The organism is Pseudomonas phenolilytica (assembly GCF_021432765.1).
GTDB lineage: Bacteria > Pseudomonadota > Gammaproteobacteria > Pseudomonadales > Pseudomonadaceae > Stutzerimonas > Stutzerimonas phenolilytica.
The window spans coordinates 3,450,192-3,472,097 of record NZ_CP058908.1; the positions used below are offsets into that span (position 1 = coordinate 3,450,192).

The following is a 21,906-nucleotide window of genomic DNA, read 5'->3' on the forward strand; positions in this document are numbered from 1 at the left end:
AGGGACTCGATCGGTAAGTTCGGAAACAACTAATAAAGGAGGGACGCCGGCTAGGCGCCCCTCCGCGCTCTCAACGCTGAGCGAGCGGCACCACCTTGCGCTGCTCGACGCCGACGTATTCGGCGCTCGGGCGGATGATGCGGTTGTTGGCGCGCTGCTCGAACACATGGGCCGTCCAGCCGGTCACTCGCGAACAGACAAAGATCGGGGTGAACAGCTTGGTCGGGATGCCCATGAAGTGGTACGCCGACGCGTGATAGAAGTCGGCGTTGGGGAACAGCTTCTTCTGCTCCCACATGGTTTCGTCGACGGCGACGGAAACCGGGTACAGCACGGTGTCGCCCACTTCCTCGGCGAGCTGCTTGGCCCAGACCTTGATGACTTCGTTGCGCGGATCGGAAACGCTGTAGATCGCGTGGCCGAAGCCCATGATCTTGTCCTTGCGCTCCAGCATGCCGAGGATGCCGGCACGAGCTTCTTCCGGCGACTTCCAGCGCTCGATCATGTCCATCGCCGCCTCGTTGGCACCGCCATGCAGCGGACCACGCAGCGAACCGATGGCGCCGGTGACGCACGAGAAGATGTCGGACAACGTGGATGCGCACACCCGAGCAGTGAAGGTCGAGGCGTTGAACTCGTGCTCGGCGTAGAGGATCAGCGAGACGTTCATCACCTTCACGTGCAGCTCGCTCGGCTTCTTGCCGTGCAGCAGCGCGAGGAAATGACCGCCCAGGGTGTCCTCGTCGGTGGTGCAATCGATGCGTACGCCCTCATGACTGAAGCGGTACCAATAGACCATGATCGCCGGGAATGCCGCGAGCAGGCGGTCAGCCTTGTCGCGCTGCTGCTCGAAACTCTCCTCCGGCTCCAGGTTGCCGAGCATGGAGCAGCCAGTGCGCATCACGTCCATCGGGTGCGCATTGGCCGGAATACGCTCGAGCACTTCCTTGAGCGCCTGCGGCAGGTCGCGCTGGCCCTTGAGCTTGGTCACATAAGCCTGCAGCTGCGCCTTGTTCGGCAGCTCGCCGTACAGAAGCAGGTAAGCCACTTCCTCGAATTGCACCTGGTCGGCCAGATCGCGGACATCGTAGCCGCGATAGGTCAGACCGGCGCCTTCCTTGCCGACGGTGGACAGGGATGTCTGGCCGGCGATCTGACCGCGCAGCCCTGCTCCACTCAGTACTTTTGCTTCAGCCATTGCTATCTCCTTCTTGGATTTGTTCTGGATACCGCTCAATCACGTCAGTCGAAGGCTCCGTCGAAGCACGCGGAGCCGCAGACTCAGCTCTTTTTCTGCGCGAACAGCGCGTCGAGGTGCTGCTCGAACGCGTGGTAGTTGATGCGATCGTAAAGCTCCATGCGGGTCTGCATGGTGTCGATCACATTCTTCTGCGTGCCGTCGCGACGCAGCGCGGTGTAGACATTCTCCGCCGCCTTGTTCATCGCACGGAACGCCGACAGCGGGTAGAGCACCAGCGACACGTCGACGCTGGCCAGCTCCTCGGTGGTATACAGCGGGGTGGCACCGAATTCGGTGATGTTGGCCAGAATCGGCGCCTTCACGCGGTCGGCGAAGGTCTTGTACATCGCCAGCTCGGTGATCGCCTCGGGGAAGATCATGTCGGCACCGGCCTCGATGCAGGCAGCCGCGCGATCCAGTGCCGAGTTCAGGCCCTCGACGGCCAGCGCGTCGGTACGCGCCATGATCACGAAGCTATCGTCGGTACGCGCATCGACGGCGGCCTTGATACGGTCGACCATTTCCTGCTGAGACACGATTTCCTTGTTCGGGCGATGGCCGCAGCGCTTGGCGCCGACCTGGTCCTCGATGTGAATCGCCGCGGCGCCGAACTTGATCATCGACTTGACGGTACGCGCAACGTTGAACGCCGAGCTGCCGAAGCCGGTGTCCACGTCCACCAGCAGCGGCAGATCGCAGACATCGGTGATGCGGCGCACATCGGTGAGCACATCGTCCAGACCGGTGATGCCGAGGTCCGGCAGTCCCAGCGAGCCGGCCGCAACGCCACCGCCGGACAGGTAGATGGCCTTGAAGCCCGCGCGCTTGGCCAGCAGCGCATGGTTGGCGTTGATCGCACCGACGACCTGCAGCGGATGCTCACTGGCCACGGCGTCACGGAAACGCTGACCGGCAGTAGTAAGAGTCATGCATTACCCCTTTCATGTGGTTGTTGCGAAGCGCCACGGAAGTGGCGCTCGACATTGCGCTTGGAAGCGGCGATATGGCGGCGCATCAGCAGCTCCGCCAGTTCGCCATCGCGGTCGGCGATGGCATCGAGAATACGGTGATGTTCGGCGAACGCCTGATGCGGCCGGTTCGGCGTGGTGGAGAACTGGATGCGGTACATGCGCACCAGCTGATAAAGCTCGTCGCACAGCAGCTTGGCCAGGGTGCGATTGCCACTGCCCTGGATGATCCGGTAGTGGAAATCGAAATCGCCTTCCTGCTGGTAGTAGCCGACGCCGGCCTGGAACGCCTCGTCGCGCTCATGAGTACCCAGCACCCGACGCAGCTCGTCGATCTCGGCTTCACTCATGCGTTCGGCGGCCAGGCGGCAGGCCATGCCTTCGAGCGATTCGCGAATCTCGTAGAGTTCGATCAGCTCGGCATGGCTGAGCGAAACCACCCGGGCGCCCACATGCGGCACGCGAACCAGCAGCTTCTGCCCTTCCAGCCGATGCATCGCTTCACGCAGCGGGCCACGGCTGATGCCATAGGTACGCGCCAGCTCCGGCTCGGAGATCTTGCTGCCCGGTGCGATCTCCCCTTTCACGATTGCCGCCTGGATATGACGGAAAACATGCTCGGAGAGCGTTCCACTATCGACCTGAGCACCGGCGGGTGCATCTAACGAATCCAGCATATTGTCGACACTTGAAGTTAAGGCTCAGGGAAAATTACGCCAGCAACACGCAGCGGTCAATCCTCGCACCCACGGATTGTCAACAATCGAACTAAAGTCGAATGCCGCCCCGCTCTTGCGAACACGCGTGGCTGACAGGTTATGACCACTTGTCGCGACCCCCAAATCGCCATGCTAGAATGCGAGCCCTTCGCGGCGCGCCGCGGCACCTCGCCTCGCTGCGAGGCGCTGCGCTCAGCCAGTCCTCGTCCTCCCTGTCCTCCTTTTAAACGTACTCGGGATATATGAGAGTCAACGCCTACGCCCTATCACTCTGCCTGCTGCTCGTTCCCGGTATTGGCCACGGCGCCGAGAAAACCATCTATGGTCTGAACGAGCACATCGCGATCCCGGAGTTCAACCTCGAGTTGTCGGCCAAACTGGATACCGGTGCGCAGACCGCCTCGCTGAGTGCGCGCGACATTTCCCGTTTCAAGCGCAACGGCGAAACCTGGGTGCGCTTCTATCTGGCCGTCGACAGCGCACATGCGCACCCGATCGAGCGACCGCTGGCACGCATCAGTAAGATCAAGCGCCGCGCCGGCGATTTCGATCCACAGGAAGACAAGACTTACACGGCCCGCCCGGTCATCGAACTCGATCTGTGCATGGGCAAGACCAAACGCAGCATAGAAGTGAACCTGACCGACCGCAGCGCTTTCCAATACCCGCTTTTGATTGGCTCCGACGCGCTTACCCGCTTCGGTGCCCTGGTCGACCCAAGCCGTACCTACGTCGCCGGCAAGCCCGGCTGCACCAACAAAACCGACGCTGACGAGTAATACCCATGCGCGCACTGACCCTGCATCTGAAAGTCCTGATCTTTGTGCTCGTCGCCCTGGGCATATCCATTACGGCGTACCAGATCTTCGTTCTCGGCATCCCGGTGACCGAGGATGAAACCGACGACCTGTGGAATATCGACGCCAAGGTCGAATTCCTTGCCAGCCCACGCGAGCCGGTGAAACTCCAGATGTTCGTGCCGCCGCTGAACCAGGAGTTCGTCAGCCTTAACGAGAGCTTCATCTCCAACAACTACGGCGTCAGCATCAACCGCGCCGACGGCAACCGCCGTGTCACCTGGTCGGCACGCCGCGCCAGCGGCAAGCAGACGCTCTATTACCGGCTGGTTCTGACCAAGCGCTATAGCGGCGAGCAGCCGAAGGTCACCGGACCGATCTTCCGTGACAGCATTCCGGTCGAAGGCGCCGAGAAGATCGCCGCCGAAGCGTTGCTGTCGCCCATCCGCCAGCACTCGGCCGACGTCGAGACGTTCATCAGCGAAGCGATCAAGCGCGCCAACAACGTCGAGGACGACAACGTCAAACTGCTGCTCGGCGGCGACGCCTCGCCTGCCAACAAGGCGCACGTGATCGAACTGCTACTGTCCATCGCGCACGTACCGATGGAGCGCGTCCACACCGTGCGCCTGCTGGCCGAACAGCAGCAGACGCCGGAACTCTGGCTGCGCAGCTTCAACGGTGACAAATGGCTGTACTTCAATCCGGAAACCGGCGAACAGGGTCTGCCGAAAGACCGCCTGGTCTGGTGGACCGGCGACCAGCCGCTGATCAACCTCGAAGGCGGACGCAACCCGCAGGTCTCGTTCACGCTGAACAACAGTGAGATGAACGCGATTCGCCTGGCCAAGCTGACCGACGAGAACACCGACGCCGACTTCCTCGAATACTCGCTCTACGGCCTGCCGCTGCAGACCCAGCAGACCTATCAGATCATGATCATGATTCCGATCGGAGTGCTGGTGATCCTGATCCTGCGCAACCTCGGTGGTCTGCAGACACTCGGCACCTTCACGCCAGTGCTTATCGCCCTGGCCTTCCGCGAGACGCAGTTGGGCTTCGGCATTGCGCTGTTCACCGTAATCACCGCACTCGGGCTGTCGCTGCGCTCCTATCTGGAACACCTCAAGTTGCAGATGCTGCCGCGCCTGTCGGTGGTGCTGACCTTTGTCGTGGTGCTGATCGCGGTCATCAGCCTGTTCAGCCACAAGCTCGGTCTGGAGCGCGGGCTGTCGGTGGCGCTGTTCCCGATGGTGATTCTGACCATGACCATCGAACGCCTGTCGATCACCTGGGAAGAACGCGGCGGTACCCACGCCTTCAAGGTCGCCATCGGCACCCTGGTGGCCGCGACCCTGGCGCACCTGCTCATGAGCATTCCGCAGCTGACCTACTTCATCTTCACCTTCCCGGCGGTGCTGCTGATCATGGTGGGCTTCATGCTGGCGATGGGGCGCTACCGCGGCTACCGCCTGACCGAACTGTTCCGTTTCAAAGCCTTCCTCAAGGACTAAGACCATGTTCGGCCTGATCAAGACGTGGAAGGCCCTTGAAGCCAAAGGCATCATGGGCATCAACCGGCGCAATGCGGACTACGTGCTCAAGTACAACAAGCGGCACCTGTACCCGATCGTCGACGACAAGATCATCACCAAGCAGCGCGCCATCGAGGCGGGCATCCACGTGCCGGAAATGTACGGGGTGATCGAGACCGAGAAGGACATCGAGAAGCTCAAGGACATCGTCCGCGACCACCACGATTTCGTCGTCAAGCCCGCGCAAGGTGCCGGCGGTGACGGCATCCTGGTGATCGCCGACCGTTTCGAGGGTCGCTACAAAACCGTGTCGGGGAAGATGCTTAGCCACGACGAGATCGAGCATCAGATTTCCAACATCCTCACCGGCCTTTACTCCCTCGGCGGCCACCGCGACCGCGCACTGATCGAATACCGCGTCACACCCGACCCGATCTTCAAGAGCATCAGCTACGAAGGGGTGCCGGACATCCGCATCATCGTGCTGATGGGTTATCCGATCATGGCCATGCTGCGCCTGCCGACTCGCCAGTCCGGCGGCAAGGCGAACCTGCACCAGGGCGCTATCGGTGTAGGGGTCGACCTGGCAACCGGCATCACGCTGCGTGGCACCTGGCTGAACAACAAGATCACCAAGCACCCGGACACCGGCAATGCTGTGGACGGCGTGCAGCTGCCCAACTGGGACGGTTTCATGAAGCTGGCCGCCGGCTGTTACGAGCTGTGCGGGCTGGGCTATATCGGCGTCGACATGGTGCTGGATGTCGACAAGGGCCCGTTGATTCTGGAACTCAACGCACGTCCCGGCCTGAACATCCAGATCGCCAATGACTGCGGCCTGACCCACCGGGCGCACGCCGTGGAAACCCGACTGGCCGAACTCAAGGAGAAGGGCATTCAGGAAACCCCGGAAGAGCGCGTCAAATTCTCCCAGGAGCTGTTCGGCCACGTTCCGGCCCACAGCTGACGCCGCACATCGAGTCGCCCGGCCTTCGTGGCCGGGCCCGACTCGCCAAGACGACCGCCATGCCCATCTGCACGCTCCACCCGCTGCCCTATCACGCCGATCCCGGTCACTGGTTTGAACGCATTCACGACGCCCCCGGCGCGGTACTGCTGGATTCCGGCCGGCCACAGGCGACGCGTGGCCGCTACGACATCATCAGCGCCTGGCCGGAGCAGATTCTCACCCCGGCGGCCGATGAAGGCGGTGTGGCGTTCTTCCAGCGCCTGCGTCTGGCGCTGGCCAGCCTCGGCCCGGCGGACGCTCCCGACGCTTACGAGCTGCCGTTCCTTGGCGGCCTGATCGGCCTGCTTGCTTACGACTTCGGTACCCGCCTGGAAGAACTGCCGCAAACGGCGGTGGACGATCTCGCTCTGCCGGTCGCGCGCTTCGGGCTCTATGCCTGGGCCTTGATCAATGACCACCAGCGGCGCACGGCGCACCTGCTGTTCCACCCCGCCCTCGCGCAGGCTGAGCACGCGCGCTTGCTGAGCCTGTTCCAGCAGCCTGCCGCTGCACCGAGTGCCCAGCCATTCAGCCTGCGGTCGCGATTTGGTGGTGATCTCGACAGAGAGCGCTATCGCTGTGCCTTCGAGCGCATCCAGGACTACATCCGCGCCGGCGACTGTTATCAGGTGAACTTCACGCAACGCTTTCGCGCCGCCTACCAGGGCGACCCCTGGCTTGCCTATCGCGCATTGCGCGCGGCCTGCCCCACCCCGTTCGCCGGGTTTGTCGCACTGGAAGATGGCGCCATCGCCAGCCTGTCCCCGGAGCGGTTTCTGCAGCTGAGCGACGGCACCGTGGAAACCCGTCCGATCAAGGGCACACGTCGCCGTCAGGCGGATCCGGCCGCGGACCTGGCGCTGGCCGAGGAGCTGCTCGCCAGCGAAAAGGACCGTGCCGAGAACCTGATGATCGTCGACCTGCTGCGCAACGACCTGGGTCGCAGCTGCGAGATCGGCAGCGTGCATGTGCCCGAACTGTTCGCGCTGGAAAGTTACCCCAACGTGCATCATTTGGTCAGCGCCGTGCGCGGCACGCTGGCCGCCGGCAAGGATGCCTTCGACCTATTGGCCGGCAGCTTTCCGGGTGGCTCGATCACCGGCGCCCCGAAGATCCGCGCGATGCAAATCATCGACGAGCTGGAGCCAACCCGCCGCTCGATCTACTGCGGCTCGCTGCTGTATGTGGATGTACGCGGAAGGATGGACAGCTCGATCACCATCCGCACCCTGTCGCTGCGCAACGGCCAGGCATGCTGCTGGGGTGGCGGCGGCATCGTCGCCGATTCGCAATGGGAGGCGGAATATCAGGAGTCGATTGACAAGGTGAAGGTGCTGCTGGAAACCCTGGAGGGGCTGTAGCACTAGACTGGAAGCGACCAGCCGGAGCCGGTCGCCGAGTCGGAACGGCTGTCAGAGCGCCAGTTTGCGATTCGAGGCCTTGAGGAACTCTTGTTTCAGATCGGCGTAGCTATGTACCGCCGGGAATTGCGGGAACTCGGCGATCACGTTGTCCGGCGCGTGGAACAGGATGCCCGCATGCGCTTCGCTGAGCATGGTGGTGTCGTTGTAGGAATCGCCGGCTGCGATCACCCGGTAATACAGGCTCTTCAGCGCGATGACCGACTGACGCTTGGGGTCCTTCTGGCGCAGCTGATAATCCACCACGCGGTCGGTGTCATCGGTGATCAGGCGGTGGCACAGCAGCGTCGGGAAGCCCAGTTGACGCATCAGCGGCTGCGAGAACTCGTAGAAGGTGTCCGACAGGATCACCACCTGGAAACGCTCGCGCAGCCAGTCGACGAACTCCACTGCACCTTCGAGCGGCTTGAGTGTGGCGATTACCTGCTGAATGTCCGAGAGCTTGAGGCCGTGCTCGTCGAGAATGCGCAGACGCTGCTTCATCAGCACGTCATAGTCGGGAATGTCCCGCGTGGTCGCCCGCAGCGACTCGATTCCGGTGGCCTCTGCAAAGGCAATCCAGATCTCCGGAACCAGTACGCCCTCCAGGTCGAGACAGGCTATTTCCACGGGCCACTCCTCATTCATGTAGAAAAAGAAAGGCGGCACTCTATCGGCAACGCAGAGGCGGCGCAACGCGGCGCTTATAGCCGAAACGCACTATATATGCGAACAAAGGTTATTTAGTGACATAACTGCTCTTTGCTACCATCCGCCGCCACAGAGCGCCCAGCGCCGATCAAAGGAAAGCCGCCCGATGAGCCCATCTATCGACGTCGCCGAACTGGCCGCCGCCTATGCCACCAAATCGCCCCAGGACATTCTCAAGCTCGCCTTCGACTTGTTCGGCGACGAGCTGTGGATTTCCTTCAGCGGCGCCGAGGACGTGGTGCTGGTTGACATGGCTTGGAAACTCAACAAGAACGTCAAAGTATTCAGTCTGGATACCGGGCGCCTGCATAGCGAAACCTATCGCTTCATCGAGCAGGTCCGCGATCACTACGGGATCGCCATCGAGATCATGACACCGGACCCAGCACTGCTCGAGCCGCTGGTGAAAGAAAAGGGACTGTTCAGCTTCTATCGTGACGGTCACAGCGAGTGCTGTGGCATCCGCAAGATCGAGCCGCTGCGGCGCAAGCTCGCCGGAGTGCGAGCCTGGGCGACCGGCCAGCGGCGCGACCAGAGCCCCGGCACACGCAGCCAGGTCGCCGTGCTGGAAATCGACAGCGCCTTCTCGACCACGGAGCGCACGCTGTACAAGTTCAACCCGTTGGCGCAGATGACCAGTGAGGAAGTCTGGGGCTATATCCGCATGCTGGAAATCCCCTATAACAGCCTGCATGAGCGCGGATTCATCAGCATCGGCTGCGAGCCGTGCACTCGGCCGGTGCTGCCGAATCAGCACGAACGGGAAGGCCGCTGGTGGTGGGAAGAAGCCACCCACAAGGAATGCGGGCTGCACGCCGGCAATCTCATCGCCAAGCAATAACGCGGCAAGGCGGCGCGTGCGCCGCCTGCCTCAGCGCACTCCTACCAACTAGTAGACGGGCAGTTCCACGCCCTCGAACAGCTCATCCAGCTCGACCTTGTTGCGGCACTGAATGGCCTTGTCGAGCATCGTCCGATCGAGATGCGGGGCGAACTGCTCGATGAAGTCGCACATGAATCCACGCAGGAACGTGCCGCGGCGAAAGCCGATCTTGGTCACGCTGGATTCGAACAGCTCGCTGGCGTCGAGCACCACCAGGTCGGCGTCGAGCCTGGCATCGACCGCCATCCGCGCGACGATCCCTACCCCCAGCCCCAGTCGGACGTAGGTCTTGATCACGTCGGCGTCCGCCGCGGTGAACACCACCTTGGGCGACAGGCCATGATGGCTGAAGGCCTCGTCGAGCTTGGAGCGGCCGGTGAAGCCGAATACGTAGGTGACGATCGGGTGCTCGGCCAGCGCTTCGAGGGTGAGTTTCTCCATTTTGGCCAGGGGATGCCCCTGAGGAACGATCACGCAGCGATTCCAGCGGTAGCACGGCATCATGATCAGATCGCCGAACAGCTCCAGACCTTCGGTCGCGATGGCGAAATCGACGGTCCCGTCCGCCGCCATCTCGGCGATTTGCGTGGGCGATCCCTGATGCATGTGCAGCGACACATCCGGGTACTGCTTGATGAACGTGCTGATGACCCGCGGCAGGGCATAGCGAGCCTGGGTGTGCGTGGTGGCGATGCTCAGCGTGCCCCGCTTTTCATTGGAGAACTCCTGCGCGATCTGCTTGATGCTTTCGCATTTGCGCAGAATCTCGCCAGCCGTGGTGATGATGCGCTCGCCAGCGGGCGTGACACGGGTCAGATGCTTGCCGCTGCGGGCGAAAACCTCGACGCCCAACTCGTCTTCGAGCAGGCGAATCTGTTTGCTGATACCAGGTTGTGAAGTGAACAGGCTTTGTGCAGTCGCCGAAACATTGAGGTCATGGTGCGCCACTTCCCAGATGTAACGCAGTTGCTGGAGCTTCATAGATAACCCTCAAAGACAAAGACGCCACGCTGGATGCTGATCCGCCATTCTTATAACCGAATTAGCATTTTTTATTGGATGATATATCTATCCGCGACTTTCTACTGCGCGACCTTCGTCGCGCAAGCCCTTACAGAAAACACGGCTTCACGTTGAGCTTAGCAGCCCGAAGGCGCCGCGGAGCCGCGTCAGCCGGGGGAGAGCGCCTGCCCCTGAATGTTTTTGCACGCGAAGCCTGCGCGACGGAAGGCCGTCAGCGACGATCCGTCGCATAGCGCGCAAGGAACGACAATGCCCGGTACAGCGCCTGCGTGCGCGGCATGGCACAACCGGCCAGCTCGGCTGCGGCCAACGGCGCAGCGTAGAGCGCCGTCAGTTCCAACGGTCGCCGATGCGCATGATCGTGATACATGCTCGGTAGGTAGTCCGGCAGCTGCGTGGTGCCTTCGATCAACTTGTCCGCCAGGCCGGACGGCAGGGTGAAGCCACTGGCCGCCGCCGCAGCTACCACCTCATCCATGATCGAGCGGATCAGCGCACGGCTGTCGGCATCCGCTAGCAGTGCCGCCGTGCCGGCATTGAGCAGCACCGAGAGACCATTAAACGGTACGTTCCAGACCAGCTTGATCCAGCGCGCCTGCTCCAAGCTGGACATGGCGACCGAACCCACACCGGCCGCCTTGAGCATCGCCACACCGCCGGCGACCACAGCCTGGCGGGCCTCGTCGCTTTGAGCCGGCCCTGAGTGATAAGCGAGGTTGATGTTACCCAGCGCCTGATGCTCGACCACACCGGGCGCACTGCGATGGGCATAGATGGCGCACAGCCCGCCGAGCAGATGCACCCCGGCCGGCAGCAGCGGCCGGATCTCGTCCTCAACCGCCAGACCGTTCTGCAATAACACGACCTTCGCCCCGGGCGCCGCGATCTGCGTGATGGCGGGCAGCAAAGCCGCCGTGCCGGTGCTCTTGGTCGCGACGAACAGCCAGTCGCAAGCCGGCATCTGATCGGCGCTGCGATAAGCCTGCACATTGGTCAGATGCTGGCTGCCGAGCACCGCGCTGTTGATCCGCAAGCCGTGCTCACGCACCGCCTCGTACTCGCTGCGCAGCAGAAAATGCACATCGTGCCCGGCCAGCGCCAGCTGCATGCCGTAATAGCCACCGATAGCGCCGGTACCAATGATCGCAATGCGTAGGCGAGATTCAGACATCCAGGAACTCCGATATAAAGAAGGCGATGCGGCACGATAACAGCCGGCGACGGAGCGGCACAGCGCCGCCCTGCTGCCGCCAGCGGCGCCAACCGGCCAGCTCCTGGCGCATCGGCGGCGGCACTGAATGTCGTTGTCGAGCCTGCATGTTTAGCGCTAAGGTTCCGTCTCCCCCGCTGCGCCCCATGCCTGCTCCGCCGCACCGGGATGGCTGGCGGACGGCACCCGAGACCTGACGAGTAACACATGGCCGATTTACCCATCAACGACCTTAACGTCGCCTCTAACGTCACCCTGATCACCCCGGAACAGCTCAAGCAGGAACTTCCCCTGACCGACTCCGCCTTGCGCACCGTCGCCCATGGGCGCCAGGTCGTGCGGGATATCCTCGACGGCAAGGACCATCGCCTGTTTCTCGTGGTCGGCCCCTGCTCGATTCATGACCTGAAGGCCGCGCACGAATACGCCGAACGTCTCAAGGTGCTTGCCGAGAAGGTGTCCGACAGCCTGTTCCTGATCATGCGGGTGTATTTCGAGAAGCCGCGCACCACGGTGGGCTGGAAAGGTCTGATCAACGATCCTTACATGGATGACTCGTTCAAGATCCAGGATGGCTTGCATATCGGCCGCAAGCTGCTGCTCGATCTCGCGGAAATGGGCCTGCCGACGGCCACCGAGGCGCTGGACCCCATCTCTCCGCAGTACCTGCAGGACCTGATCAGCTGGTCGGCCATCGGCGCACGCACCACCGAGTCGCAGACCCACCGTGAAATGGCGTCCGGCCTGTCATCGGCGGTCGGTTTCAAGAACGGCACCGACGGCAGCCTGACCGTCGCGATCAACGCCCTGCAGTCGGTCTCCAGCCCACATCGTTTCCTCGGCATCAACCAGGCCGGTGGCGTATCCATCGTTACCACCAAGGGCAACAACTACGGGCACGTCGTGCTACGTGGCGGCAACGGCAAGCCCAACTACGATTCGGTCAGCGTGACGGTTTGCGAGCAGGAGCTGACCAAAGCCGGCATCCGCCCGAACATCATGATCGACTGCAGCCATGCCAACTCCAACAAGGATCCGGCGCTGCAGCCGCTGGTGATGGACAACGTCGCCAACCAGATTCTGGAAGGCAACGCTTCGATCGTCGGTCTGATGGTGGAAAGCCACCTGGGATGGGGTAATCAGCCGATCCCCAAGGATCTGTCGGAACTGGCCTACGGCGTCTCGGTCACCGATGCCTGCATCGACTGGGATACCACCGAGAAGGCCATACTCGGCATGCATGCCAAGCTGCGCGACATCCTGCCCAGCCGCCGACGCGGCTGACAGGGTTCAACAGAGCGCCGGCCCTTGCCGGCGTTTTTCATTCGTGCTCGTCTTGCTGTCCGCCTGGCGCGTTCTGGCGCTCGATGTAACGCTCCACATAGGAGCAGGATGGAATGACGCTGTAACCCTCCTGCTCGGCGAACTCCAGCGCATGCTGTGCCAGCACCGCCGCGATACCGCGACCACGCAGCGCATCCGGAACGAAGGTTCGATAGATGTCCAGCGTCTGTTTGCCCAGGTCCATGTAAGCCAGATAAGCGCAATGGCCCTCGACGCTAACCTCGAATCGGTGTCCGCTCCGATCATGGTGCACGGTAAGTGTGTCGCTCATTTCGACTCCTCAGCAGGATCAGCCAATCTTGTTATTGTTCGCCCGGTTGCATGCATGGGCACTCGGGCTGCCTGAGAACCAGCGTTCTTTTCTACCCGCTTCTGTCGATTTCGACCAGTGCTGGCGTCAATTCCGGCCGCAAGAGAAAGCGCACGACATTTGCCAAGATTCAGCACAAGCCGATGGCGTTCACTACACTGCCTCAAGTAAACAGACCTGATACTGGATGTTTTTTATCCAACTTGCAGTCGAGGGGCCGAGGGGCTGCCGGAGTTTTCCAAAAAAACGCTCGTGCAGCTCGTCGACTCGGTTTACTTAAACGAAGTTACAGGTAGTATGTGCGCGCAAACTTTCCATAACGGAAGTTGCTTATGGATTTCCACCTTAAGGGGAACACGATGAACAACGTTCTGAAATTCTCTGCTCTGGCTCTGGCCGCAGTTCTGGCTACCGGTTGCAGCAACAGCATGACCAAAGAAAGCGAAGCCCGTCTGACTGCTACCGAAGACGCCGCTGCCCGCGCTCAGGCTCGCGCCGACGAAGCCTACAGCAAGGCTGACGAAGCCCTGGCTGCTGCTCAGAAGGCTCAGCAGACCGCTGACGAAGCGAACGAGCGCGCTCTGCGTATGCTGGATCGCGCCAGCCGCAAGTAAGCTTCAAGGCAACAAAAAAAGCCGACCTACAAGGTCGGCTTTTTTATTTGTCGCAATACGCCCCGCGGACAACGCCACGGGGCTTAATGCTCAAAAAACTTGCTCTTCATGACTGGCTATGGATACCGATTGCTGATCGGCAATCTCGATCGGCAAACCGTCTTCGCCAGCAACGATATCCCGGATCATCTCCCAATCAAGATGCAGAGTGCGCATCTGCTCGTCGCGCTTGAGCAGCGTATTGACGACTACGGCGTGCTTGTCCATCAGCGTCAGTTTCTTCTCTTCGTCTTCCAGCGGCGCATGGGCCTCCAGGTAGACCTTACCGTCGCTCACGCCGAACTTGTACGGCTCGTCGATAATGCGCACCGGCGTTCCCACCTTGACCATGCGCGACAGCTCGAGAACGTTGTTGTTCAGCATGCGGAAACAGCCGTGGCTGACGCGCATGCCGATGCCGAACTTCTTATTCGAGCCATGAATCAGGTAGCCCGGGATGGCCAGACTCATCTTGTACGGGCCCAACGGGTTATCCGGTCCCGGCGGCACCACCGTGGGCAACGGATCGCCATCCGCCGCGTGCTCTTCGCGAATGGACTTGGGCGGATACCATGCCGGGTTGGCGGTCATGGCGGAAATACGCGTACTGCCTACAGGCGAACCCCAGCCTTCGCGCCCGATGCCCAGCGGATAGGTGTGGACGACGCTGCCGCCGGCCGGGTAGTAGTACATGCGGTACTCGGCGATGTTGATCACGATACCCTCGCGCGGCCCTGGCGGCAGGATGAAGCGCGTCGGCAGGATGATGTCGGTCCCCTCGCCCGGCAGCCACGGATCCACGCCCGGATTGGCGGCCACCAGTTCGGAATAGCCCAGATCGTTGGTTTCGGCGATCGCGGCGAAGGTGTCTTCGTATTTCGCCTTGATCACGCGGATCTGGCCGACTACATCTTCGCCCTCAGGCGGCAAAGGCAGCTCCAGCGCGACGCTCTGGCCAGCCGCCAGCAAAGCCGCAAGAGACAAACAGGAGGCGACAGCAGACGCACGCGAAAGCATTACGGAAACCCTTGGCTGATTGATCGAATTGACGGCGATTGTACTCGAAGCCGACGTCGCCGGCGCCTACCAGGCACTTACCGCGGACAGAAGGCCCCTGCTGCGCGCATCCAGCAACTGCAGGCAGGCCGGACACAGACGCCGGTCCTTCAGCGTCTCGCGCTGCAGGTCCTGCCAGCGCGGCTGCGCTGGCAGCAGGCCCCCGCACAGTGTGCGATCCGCATTACCGCTCAGCTCCAGCTGGCGCAGCGCCAGATGCAGACGATTCTCGCGGCAGGCGAACAGATCGAACTGCTCGTCCGGCACGATGAGTCGATAGGCATACAGGGTCTTGGCTGAGCGCGGCATCGAGTGCTCCCGTTCGAGGGGCGCGACAGTAGCTGCGCGCTCGCGCCAGCGCAAGAGGCTCGCAGGGCCTCAGGCAGACGGCGTTCAGCGCTACGGGGCGAGCAATGGCGCAAGCGCCGGCCAGACGTTCTCGAGAAGTTGCGCTTGCGCCGACGCGGTCGGGTGCACGCCGTCGCCCTGCATCATGCCGGGCTCTCCGGCGACCCCTTCGAGCACGAACGGAACCAGCGCCACATCGCGCTCATCCGCCAGCTCGTGGTACACCCGAGCGAAGGCCTCGGTGTAGCGACGCCCGTAATTCGGCGGCAGACGCATGCCCAACAGCAGCACCTTGGCGTCGGTCTGCTGCGACTGCTCAATCATCGCCGCAAGATTCTGTTTCAATTGCGCCGGCGACTGGCCGCGCAAGCCATCGTTGCCGCCCAGCTCGAGAATCACCACCTCCGGCCGATGCTCCGCGAGCAGCGTTGGCAGCCTGGCGAGCCCACCAGCGCTGGTGTCGCCGCTGATCGAGGCGTTCACCACGGAGCGCGGTCGAGCCTGCTCGGCGAGGCGCTGCTGCAGCAGATGCACCCAGCCCTGGCTGGTTTCCAGGCCGAAAGCGGCGCTGATACTATCGCCGACCACCAAGACGGTTCCCGCCAGCGCGCCCTGCCCCCACATCACCAGCAGCAGGACCCCGCCTTTCAGCCAACTTCGCATCGGATTCTCCATGAGCGTCAGCATTCTCATCGCCCGGCACCTTAACAAAGTGGTTCCCAGCGCGGAAGGCGAGCTGCATATCCTCAGCGACCTCTCCCTGGAGCTGGCGAAGGGCGACAGCCTGGCCATCGTCGGTACTTCCGGCTCGGGCAAATCCACCCTGCTCGGCCTGCTCGCCGGGCTCGACCTGCCCAGTGCTGGCGAAGTACAGCTGGCCGGCCACTCGCTCGGCACGCTGGACGAGGATCAGCGCGCGCGGGTTCGGGCCGAGCATGTCGGTTTCGTCTTTCAGTCCTTCCAGCTGCTCGACAGCCTCGACGCGCTGGAGAACGTCATGCTGCCGCTGGAACTCGAAGGTCGCCGCGACGCCGCCCAGCGCGCCCGGCAGTTGCTGGAGCGTGTCGGCCTCGGTACGCGTCTGCATCACTATCCACGCCAGCTGTCCGGTGGCGAGCAGCAGCGCGTGGCGCTGGCGCGCGCCTTCGCCGCGGAGCCGGACGTGCTGTTCGCCGACGAGCCGACCGGCAACCTCGACAGCCATACCGGCGCGCACATCAGCGACCTGCTGTTCGAGCTCAATCGCGAGCGCGGCACCACCCTGGTATTGGTTACGCACGACGAACGCCTGGCCCGCCGCTGTCGCCATCTGCTGCGTCTAGAAGGCGGGCGTCGGGTCGACAACGGGTCCGCCGCATGAGCCATGTGCCGACTCGCCGCCTCGCGGCGCTGGCGTGCCGTCAGCTGCTGCGCGACGCCCGCGCCGGCGAGCTGCGCGTGCTGTTCTTCGCCCTGCTAATCGCCGTCGCGGCGAGCACCGCAATCGGCTATTTCGGTGCTCGCCTGAACGACGCCATGCAACTGCGTGCCAGCGAATTTCTCGGCGCAGACCTAGTGCTGCAAGGCAGCGCCGAAGCCCAGCCTCACCAGATTGCAGCCGGCCGACAATTGGGGCTGACGCATGCGCGGGTGGTCGAGTTCTCCAGCGTGATCGCCACCGACGACAAACTGCAGCTCACTAGCGTCAAGGCTGCCGACAGCGCCTATCCGCTGCGCGGTGAGCTGCGCAGCGCCGCCGCACCCTACGAACAGGAACAACCGGGACCAGGACCGCGACCGGGCGAAGCCTGGGCCGAGGCCCGCCTGCTCACAGCCCTGGAGCTGGAGATCGGTGATCCGATCGAGGTCGGCGACAAGTCGCTGCGCTTGACCCGCGTGCTGACCTACGAGCCGGATCGCGTCGGCGACTTCTACAGCCTGACCCCGCGCGTGCTGATGCACATGGACGACCTGGCCGCCACCGGCGTGGTGCAGCCGGGCAGCCGGGTGCGTTACCGCGAGCTGTGGCGTGGGCCGGCCGAAACGCTCGCCACCTACCGGCAACAGCTCGAACCGGGACTGCTGGCCCATCAGCGCATCGAGACGGCTGGCGACAGCAACCGGCAGATCGGTGGCGCGCTCGGACGCGCCGAGCGCTATCTGAATCTGGCGAGCCTTGCCGCGATCCTGCTGGCCGGCGTCGCCGTGGCGCTGTCGGCCGCGCGCTTCGCCGCGCGCCGCTTCGATGCCAGCGCACTCTTGCGTTGCCTGGGGCTTTCACGACGGGAAACGCTGCTGCTGTACACCCTGCAACTCGGGCTGCTCGGCGCGCTCGCCAGCATCGTTGGCGCCCTGCTCGGCTGGGGGGCGCAATACGGGCTGTTCTATTTGCTGCGCGATGTACTGGCGCAGGAAATTCCGAACGCCACACTGTGGCCGGCGCTGGCCGGCATCGCCACCGGCCTGGTCGCCCTCGCCGGCTTCGCCCTGCCGCCGCTGGCAGCGCTCGGTCGCGTCCCGCCGCTACGGGTACTGCGGCGCGACATGCTGCCGGTGCCACCGAGCAGCTGGCTGGTGTACGGCACGGCGATTCTCGCGCTCGGCCTGATCATGTGGCGGCTGAGCCTGGACCTGAAGATCACCCTCGCCCTGCTTGGCGGCGGGCTGCTGGCCGCGCTGCTGCTGGGCGGCCTGCTGCTGCTCGGCCTGCGCGGCTTGCGCCGGTTGCTGGCAGGCGCGGCGCTTTCCTGGCGGCTGGGCCTGGGCCAGTTGTTGCGACACCCGTTGGCGGCGGCCGGGCAGTCTCTGGCATTCGGCCTGATCCTGCTGGCGATGGCGCTGATCGCCCTGTTGCGCGGTGAGCTGCTCGACACCTGGCAGGACCAGCTACCGCAGGACGCTCCCAATCATTTCGCACTCAACGTGCTGCCCGCGGAGAAGGATGCCTTCGCCGCACGCATCGCCAGCCTGTCGACGGTGGCGGCGCCGCTGTATCCGGTCATTCCCGGGCGGCTGGTGGCGATCAACGACGCACCGGTGCGCCAGCTGGTGAGCAAGGATTCGCAGGGCGACCGCGCTGTGCGCCGTGACCTGAGCCTGACCTGGGCGGCCGAACTGCCGGCCGACAACCGCCTGACCGCCGGAAGCTGGTGGGGGCCACCGGCCGCGCCGCAACTCCCTGGCGTTTCGGTCGAAACCGAACTGGCCGAGAGCCTCGGCGTGCAACTGGGTGATCGCCTGACCTTCATCGTCGGCGGTCTCAGCCGCGATGCCCGGGTAACCAGCCTGCGCGAGGTCAACTGGGACAGCTTCCAGCCCAACTTCTACATGATCTTCGAGCCCGGTACCCTGCAGGACATGCCCGTCACCTACATGACCAGCTTCTATCTGCCACCCGGCAAGGAGCGCGAGCTGGTCGAGATGGCGCGGGCCTTCCCCGCCACCACGCTTCTGCAGGTCGAAGCGCTGCTCGCGCAGTTGCGCAGCATTCTCACCCAGGTGTCGCTCGCGGTGGAGTACGTTCTGTTGTTCGTCCTCGCCGCCGGGCTCGCCGTGCTGTTTGCCGGCCTGCAGGCCACACTGGACGAGCGCATCCGCCAGGGCGCACTGCTGCGCGCGCTGGGTGCCGAGCGCAGCCTGCTGCTTAGAGTGCGTCGGGCAGAATTCGGCATGCTCGGCGCGGCCAGCGGCGTGCTTGCCGCGCTGGGTTGCGAGCTGGTCAGCGCACTGCTCTATCGCTTCGCCTTCGAGCTGCCCTGGCAGCCGCATCCCTGGCTTGTGCTGCTACCGCTTCTTGGCGCGCTGCTGGTCGGTGGCGCCGGGGTTCTCGGCACCCGCCGCGCGCTCGACGCCAGCCCGCTCGGCGTGCTGCGCGAGGGCTGACGACTCGCCCTCGCCGCCCGGTTCGGCCTACACTTTGCGGCCCTTTCGCCACACGGATCGACCATGAGCCGCTATCGCCCGCCGCGCCCCGCCGGAACCCCGCTGATCACCCCGGAAGGCGAAGCGCGCCTGCGCGCCGAGCTGCACGAACTGTGGCATGTCAAACGCCCGCAGGTGACGCAATCGGTGAGCGAGGCGGCCGCCCAGGGCGATCGCTCCGAGAACGCCGAGTACACCTACGGCAAGAAGATGCTGCGCGAGATCGACAGCCGGGTGCGTTTTCTCACCAAGCGCCTGGAAAAACTCAAGGTCGTCAGTGAGCGGCCGAGCGATCCGGACAAGGTGTATTTCGGTGCCTGGGTGACGCTGGAGGATGAGGACGGCAACGAAGCCCGCTACCGCATCGTCGGCCCTGACGAACTGGACCTCAAGCAAGGCCTGATCAGCATCGACTCGCCGCTGGCCCGCGCATTGGTCGGCAAGGCGCTGGATGCCGAAGTACAGGTGCAAACGCCGACAGGACCCAAATTATGGTACGTGGTGGCAATCGAGTATCCGTGACCGACCGGTTTAGCATCGACCAAACAGTCGCAAATTGCCGCGATCACGCGACCAAGTTCTTCTATCCTGCCGAGTAACAACCCACAGCGGAAACAGCCGTTCCTCCCGGTAACAGCGCGCACCTCTCGACTGCAGCGGCCTTTGGCCAGCTCTGCTGGGCCGCAGCCGCTCTAGGCTGTACTTTCATGACAATTAACTGGCGCCTGGCACGATTGCTGCCATCGAAACGGCGCAGTACGCGCCCGGCGCGGTGAACGGCAATGGATTGCCCGCTTGCCCACCCCTTTTTCGAGAGTGCGTCATGAACAACAACAAGACACTGCTTGCCCTCTGTATCAGCGCGCTGGCCTTGGCGAGCCAGGCCCATGCCTCCACCGGCTATACCCAGACCCGCTACCCCATCGTGCTCGGTCACGGCATGCTCGGTTTCGACAGCCTGCTGGGGGTCGACTACTGGTACGGCATTCCCGCAGCGCTGCGCCGCGACGGCGCGCAGGTGTACGTCACCGAAGTGAGCCAGCTCAACACCTCCGAGCTGCGCGGCGAGGAACTCCTGGCACAGGTCGAGGAGATCGTCGCGCTCAGTGGCAAACCCAAGGTCAATCTGATCGGCCATAGCCACGGCGGGCCGACGGTGCGCTACGTGGCCGCCGTGCGACCGGATCTGGTGGCCTCAGTCACCAGCGTCGGTGCGCCGCACAAGGGCTCGGACGTGGCCGATCTGATCCGTAACATTCCCGAAGGCTCCGCCGGCGAGGCCATCGTCGCCGGGCTGGTGAACGCGATAGGCGCGCTGATCAACTTCCTCTCCGGCAGCAGCAGCTCTGCACCGCAGAACTCGCTCGGCTCGCTCGAATCGCTCAACAGCGAGGGCGCGGCGCGCTTCAATGCCAAGTTCCCCCAGGGCATCCCGACCACCGCCTGCGGCGAGGGCGCCTACGTGGTCAACGGCGTGCGCTACTACTCGTGGAGTGGCACCAGCCCGCTGACCAATCCGCTGGATATCAGCGACGCGATGATGGGTGCCGGCGCCCTTGCCTTCGATGAGCCGAACGACGGACTGGTGGGACGCTGCAGCTCGCATCTGGGCATGGTCATCCGCGACGACTACCGGATGAACCACCTTGACGAGGTGAACCAGGTCCTCGGCCTCACCAGCCTGTTCGAGACCGATCCGGTCACCGTGTATCGCCAGCACGCCAACCGGCTGAAGAACGCCGGCCTCTGAGCCAGCGGCGGGACGGCCGCGTCCCGCCGCCTCTTGCAAGGCAGAACCATGAAGACACTTCTCGGCCTTTTCCTCGCCTCGCTGTTATTCAGCCTGGTCGTGCTGCTGGCGCCGCCCGAGAACGAACCACCGCCCGCCTCCAGCCCCGCAACGGCACCGGCGCATGCGGCCCGACCACCGGCGACCGCGCCGATCACCGTCGTCAGCGACTCGGCTGCGCCAAAGCCGATGAGGCTCAGCGAGCTGCCGCGTTCGTTCAACGGCACGCGGATCGACGGCCGCCTCCAGCAGGACGCCGCCGGCAATCTGATCGTCGACGGCGACGTCCGTCGGCTGTTCGACTACTTCCTCAGCGCCGTCGGCGCCGAGCCGCTGACCCACAGCGTGCAGCGCCTGCGCCAGCACATCGACGCGCAGCTGCCAGAACCGGCGCAGGCCCAGGCGCAGAATCTCCTGAACCAGTACCTGGACTACAAGCGCGAGCTGCTGGGGCTGGATTCGGCGGCCCGCCCGCAAAATCTGCCAGCGCTGCGCCAGCGTCTTGCCGCGGTACAGGCGTTGCGCGCGCGCATCTTCAGCCATACGGCGCACCAGGCGTTCTTCGCCAGTGAAGAGGCCTATGACCGTTTCACGCTCGAACGCCTGACCATCCAGCTGGAGCCGGGGCTCGACGCGAATGCCAAGGGTGCCGCGCTCGACCGCTTGCACGCGGCGCTGCCAGCCGAACTGCAGGACGCCCTGGTGCCGCAAATGCAGACCCAGCTGCGCCAGCAGACAGCCGCGCTGCAGGCGCGTGGCGGCGATGCCGTGCAGCTGCGCCAATTGCGCCAGCAGCTGGTCGGCAATGCGGCGACCGAGCGCCTGGAAGCGCTGGACCGTCAGCGACAGGTCTGGCAGCAACGGCTAGCCGACTTCGAACAGGAAAAGAGTCGCATCGAGCATAGCCAGGGCCTCGGTGAGGCCGACAAGCAGGCCGCTATCGAGCGGCTCGCCGAGCAGCGCTTCGACAGCAGCGAACGCCTGCGCCTGCTGGTCCGTCAGGAAAGCTAG

At 63.7% G+C, this 21,906-nt stretch carries 22 protein-coding genes; 12 read left to right on the forward strand and 10 right to left on the reverse strand.

Features of this window, described 5'->3' with window-relative positions:
• Positions 1-70 precede the first annotated feature (70 nt).
• From prpC to HU825_RS16390, 3 genes are all read right to left on the reverse strand, one after another.
• Entirely contained in the window at positions 71-1,198 is a 1,128-nt protein-coding gene (gene prpC, locus HU825_RS16380) for a bifunctional 2-methylcitrate synthase/citrate synthase (protein WP_054093198.1), read from the reverse strand.
• 83 nt (positions 1,199-1,281) lie between these two features.
• Positions 1,282-2,169 (reverse strand): methylisocitrate lyase, encoded by an 888-nt coding sequence (prpB, locus tag HU825_RS16385; protein ID WP_043297102.1) that lies wholly within the window; start codon positions 2,167-2,169, stop codon positions 1,282-1,284.
• Complete coding sequence (locus HU825_RS16390) at positions 2,166-2,885, reverse strand: GntR family transcriptional regulator (RefSeq protein ID WP_043297103.1); 720 nt, start codon at positions 2,883-2,885, stop codon at positions 2,166-2,168. The genes prpB and HU825_RS16390 overlap by 4 nt, the downstream gene beginning before the upstream one ends.
• A 284-nt stretch (positions 2,886-3,169) precedes the next feature.
• Here HU825_RS16390 and HU825_RS16395 point away from each other — a divergent pair, with 284 nt between their 5' ends.
• Genes HU825_RS16395 through pabB form a run of 4 tightly spaced genes read left to right on the forward strand, consistent with a single transcriptional unit; the run spans position 3,170 to position 7,629 of the window.
• Complete coding sequence (locus tag HU825_RS16395) at positions 3,170-3,706, forward strand: retropepsin-like aspartic peptidase RloA (RefSeq protein WP_008570199.1); 537 nt, start codon at positions 3,170-3,172, stop codon at positions 3,704-3,706.
• A gap of 5 nt (positions 3,707-3,711) precedes the next feature.
• Complete coding sequence (locus tag HU825_RS16400; RefSeq protein WP_043297104.1) at positions 3,712-5,238, forward strand: osmotic stress tolerance membrane protein RloB; 1,527 nt, start codon at positions 3,712-3,714, stop codon at positions 5,236-5,238.
• Between the two features lie 4 nt (positions 5,239-5,242).
• Positions 5,243-6,226 carry an alpha-L-glutamate ligase-like protein gene (locus HU825_RS16405; RefSeq protein WP_008570201.1) on the forward strand — a complete coding sequence of 328 codons (984 nt, stop codon included), beginning with the start codon at positions 5,243-5,245 and terminating at the stop codon, positions 6,224-6,226.
• A gap of 59 nt (positions 6,227-6,285) precedes the next feature.
• Entirely contained in the window at positions 6,286-7,629 is a 1,344-nt protein-coding gene (gene pabB / locus HU825_RS16410; protein ID WP_234302480.1) for an aminodeoxychorismate synthase component I, read from the forward strand.
• A 51-nt stretch (positions 7,630-7,680) separates the two neighbouring features.
• Here the strand turns inward: pabB and thrH are convergent, their stop codons facing one another.
• A complete protein-coding gene (gene thrH, locus HU825_RS16415) occupies positions 7,681-8,298 on the reverse strand; it encodes a bifunctional phosphoserine phosphatase/homoserine phosphotransferase ThrH (RefSeq protein WP_043297106.1) in 618 nt (205 codons plus the stop codon).
• 187 nt (positions 8,299-8,485) lie between these two features.
• Here thrH and HU825_RS16420 point away from each other — a divergent pair, with 187 nt between their 5' ends.
• Positions 8,486-9,220 (forward strand): phosphoadenylyl-sulfate reductase, encoded by a 735-nt coding sequence (locus HU825_RS16420; protein ID WP_043297107.1) that lies wholly within the window; start codon positions 8,486-8,488, stop codon positions 9,218-9,220.
• Positions 9,221-9,268: 48 nt separating this feature from the next.
• Here HU825_RS16420 and cysB read toward each other — a convergent pair whose 3' ends face one another.
• Together cysB and HU825_RS16430 are read right to left on the reverse strand one after the other, a co-directional pair.
• Entirely contained in the window at positions 9,269-10,243 is a 975-nt protein-coding gene (gene cysB, locus HU825_RS16425; RefSeq protein ID WP_043297108.1) for an HTH-type transcriptional regulator CysB, read from the reverse strand.
• Positions 10,244-10,496: 253 nt separating this feature from the next.
• The gene (locus tag HU825_RS16430; RefSeq protein WP_234302481.1) at positions 10,497-11,456 is read right to left on the reverse strand and encodes a putative 2-dehydropantoate 2-reductase; all 960 of its coding nucleotides are present in this window, start codon (positions 11,454-11,456) and stop codon (positions 10,497-10,499) included.
• 246 nt (positions 11,457-11,702) lie between these two features.
• Here HU825_RS16430 and HU825_RS16435 point away from each other — a divergent pair, with 246 nt between their 5' ends.
• Complete coding sequence (locus HU825_RS16435) at positions 11,703-12,779, forward strand: 3-deoxy-7-phosphoheptulonate synthase (RefSeq protein ID WP_054093200.1); 1,077 nt, start codon at positions 11,703-11,705, stop codon at positions 12,777-12,779.
• Between the two features lie 37 nt (positions 12,780-12,816).
• On the opposite strand, the gene HU825_RS16440 is transcribed toward HU825_RS16435, so the two are convergent.
• Positions 12,817-13,110, reverse strand: coding sequence for a GNAT family N-acetyltransferase (locus HU825_RS16440; protein ID WP_234302482.1), 294 nt, complete (start codon positions 13,108-13,110; stop codon positions 12,817-12,819).
• A 398-nt stretch (positions 13,111-13,508) separates the two neighbouring features.
• Between HU825_RS16440 and HU825_RS16445 the strand changes: the two genes are divergently transcribed.
• A complete protein-coding gene (locus tag HU825_RS16445; RefSeq protein WP_008570211.1) occupies positions 13,509-13,763 on the forward strand; it encodes an Lpp/OprI family alanine-zipper lipoprotein in 255 nt (84 codons plus the stop codon).
• A 90-nt stretch (positions 13,764-13,853) separates the two neighbouring features.
• Here HU825_RS16445 and HU825_RS16450 read toward each other — a convergent pair whose 3' ends face one another.
• The 3 genes from HU825_RS16450 to HU825_RS16460 all read right to left on the reverse strand — a co-directional run bounded on the left by HU825_RS16450 (position 13,854) and on the right by HU825_RS16460 (position 15,869).
• Positions 13,854-14,819 carry a L,D-transpeptidase family protein gene (locus HU825_RS16450; RefSeq protein WP_043297112.1) on the reverse strand — a complete coding sequence of 322 codons (966 nt, stop codon included), beginning with the start codon at positions 14,817-14,819 and terminating at the stop codon, positions 13,854-13,856.
• 66 nt (positions 14,820-14,885) lie between these two features.
• A complete protein-coding gene (locus tag HU825_RS16455; RefSeq protein WP_054093201.1) occupies positions 14,886-15,167 on the reverse strand; it encodes a hypothetical protein in 282 nt (93 codons plus the stop codon).
• Between the two features lie 90 nt (positions 15,168-15,257).
• Complete coding sequence (locus HU825_RS16460) at positions 15,258-15,869, reverse strand: arylesterase (protein ID WP_054093202.1); 612 nt, start codon at positions 15,867-15,869, stop codon at positions 15,258-15,260.
• Between the two features lie 10 nt (positions 15,870-15,879).
• Here HU825_RS16460 and HU825_RS16465 point away from each other — a divergent pair, with 10 nt between their 5' ends.
• The 5 genes from HU825_RS16465 (at position 15,880) to HU825_RS16485 (ending at position 21,906) form a co-directional block, all read left to right on the forward strand.
• Positions 15,880-16,566, forward strand: coding sequence for an ABC transporter ATP-binding protein (locus HU825_RS16465; RefSeq protein WP_043297115.1), 687 nt, complete (start codon positions 15,880-15,882; stop codon positions 16,564-16,566).
• A complete protein-coding gene (locus tag HU825_RS16470) occupies positions 16,563-19,067 on the forward strand; it encodes an ABC transporter permease (RefSeq protein WP_234302483.1) in 2,505 nt (834 codons plus the stop codon). Before HU825_RS16465 ends, HU825_RS16470 begins: the two co-directional genes overlap by 4 nt.
• 63 nt (positions 19,068-19,130) lie before the next feature.
• On the forward strand, positions 19,131-19,628 hold the full coding sequence (gene greB, locus HU825_RS16475) for a transcription elongation factor GreB (RefSeq protein WP_008570218.1): 498 nt from the start codon (positions 19,131-19,133) through the stop codon (positions 19,626-19,628).
• Between the two features lie 301 nt (positions 19,629-19,929).
• Complete coding sequence (locus HU825_RS16480; RefSeq protein ID WP_234302484.1) at positions 19,930-20,856, forward strand: triacylglycerol lipase; 927 nt, start codon at positions 19,930-19,932, stop codon at positions 20,854-20,856.
• 48 nt (positions 20,857-20,904) lie between these two features.
• Positions 20,905-21,906 carry a lipase secretion chaperone gene (locus HU825_RS16485; protein WP_234302485.1) on the forward strand — a complete coding sequence of 334 codons (1,002 nt, stop codon included), beginning with the start codon at positions 20,905-20,907 and terminating at the stop codon, positions 21,904-21,906.

Excerpts from the sequence above, each read along its gene's own strand:
- prpC (WP_054093198.1), bottom strand. The coding sequence starts at position 1,198 with ATGGCTGAAGCAAAAGTACTGAGTGGAGCAGGGCTGCGCGGTCAGATC.
- prpB (WP_043297102.1), bottom strand. The coding sequence starts at position 2,169 with ATGACTCTTACTACTGCCGGTCAGCGTTTCCGTGACGCCGTGGCCAGT.
- HU825_RS16390 (WP_043297103.1), bottom strand. The coding sequence starts at position 2,885 with ATGCTGGATTCGTTAGATGCACCCGCCGGTGCTCAGGTCGATAGTGGA.
- HU825_RS16395 (WP_008570199.1), top strand. The coding sequence starts at position 3,170 with ATGAGAGTCAACGCCTACGCCCTATCACTCTGCCTGCTGCTCGTTCCC.
- HU825_RS16400 (WP_043297104.1), top strand. The coding sequence starts at position 3,712 with ATGCGCGCACTGACCCTGCATCTGAAAGTCCTGATCTTTGTGCTCGTC.
- HU825_RS16405 (WP_008570201.1), top strand. The coding sequence starts at position 5,243 with ATGTTCGGCCTGATCAAGACGTGGAAGGCCCTTGAAGCCAAAGGCATC.
- pabB (WP_234302480.1), top strand. The coding sequence starts at position 6,286 with ATGCCCATCTGCACGCTCCACCCGCTGCCCTATCACGCCGATCCCGGT.
- HU825_RS16420 (WP_043297107.1), top strand. The coding sequence starts at position 8,486 with ATGAGCCCATCTATCGACGTCGCCGAACTGGCCGCCGCCTATGCCACC.
- cysB (WP_043297108.1), bottom strand. The coding sequence starts at position 10,243 with ATGAAGCTCCAGCAACTGCGTTACATCTGGGAAGTGGCGCACCATGAC.
- HU825_RS16430 (WP_234302481.1), bottom strand. The coding sequence starts at position 11,456 with ATGTCTGAATCTCGCCTACGCATTGCGATCATTGGTACCGGCGCTATC.
- HU825_RS16435 (WP_054093200.1), top strand. The coding sequence starts at position 11,703 with ATGGCCGATTTACCCATCAACGACCTTAACGTCGCCTCTAACGTCACC.
- HU825_RS16440 (WP_234302482.1), bottom strand. The coding sequence starts at position 13,110 with ATGAGCGACACACTTACCGTGCACCATGATCGGAGCGGACACCGATTC.
- HU825_RS16445 (WP_008570211.1), top strand. The coding sequence starts at position 13,509 with ATGAACAACGTTCTGAAATTCTCTGCTCTGGCTCTGGCCGCAGTTCTG.
- HU825_RS16450 (WP_043297112.1), bottom strand. The coding sequence starts at position 14,819 with ATGCTTTCGCGTGCGTCTGCTGTCGCCTCCTGTTTGTCTCTTGCGGCT.
- HU825_RS16455 (WP_054093201.1), bottom strand. The coding sequence starts at position 15,167 with ATGCCGCGCTCAGCCAAGACCCTGTATGCCTATCGACTCATCGTGCCG.
- HU825_RS16460 (WP_054093202.1), bottom strand. The coding sequence starts at position 15,869 with ATGCGAAGTTGGCTGAAAGGCGGGGTCCTGCTGCTGGTGATGTGGGGG.
- HU825_RS16465 (WP_043297115.1), top strand. The coding sequence starts at position 15,880 with ATGAGCGTCAGCATTCTCATCGCCCGGCACCTTAACAAAGTGGTTCCC.
- HU825_RS16470 (WP_234302483.1), top strand. The coding sequence starts at position 16,563 with ATGAGCCATGTGCCGACTCGCCGCCTCGCGGCGCTGGCGTGCCGTCAG.
- greB (WP_008570218.1), top strand. The coding sequence starts at position 19,131 with ATGAGCCGCTATCGCCCGCCGCGCCCCGCCGGAACCCCGCTGATCACC.
- HU825_RS16480 (WP_234302484.1), top strand. The coding sequence starts at position 19,930 with ATGAACAACAACAAGACACTGCTTGCCCTCTGTATCAGCGCGCTGGCC.
- HU825_RS16485 (WP_234302485.1), top strand. The coding sequence starts at position 20,905 with ATGAAGACACTTCTCGGCCTTTTCCTCGCCTCGCTGTTATTCAGCCTG.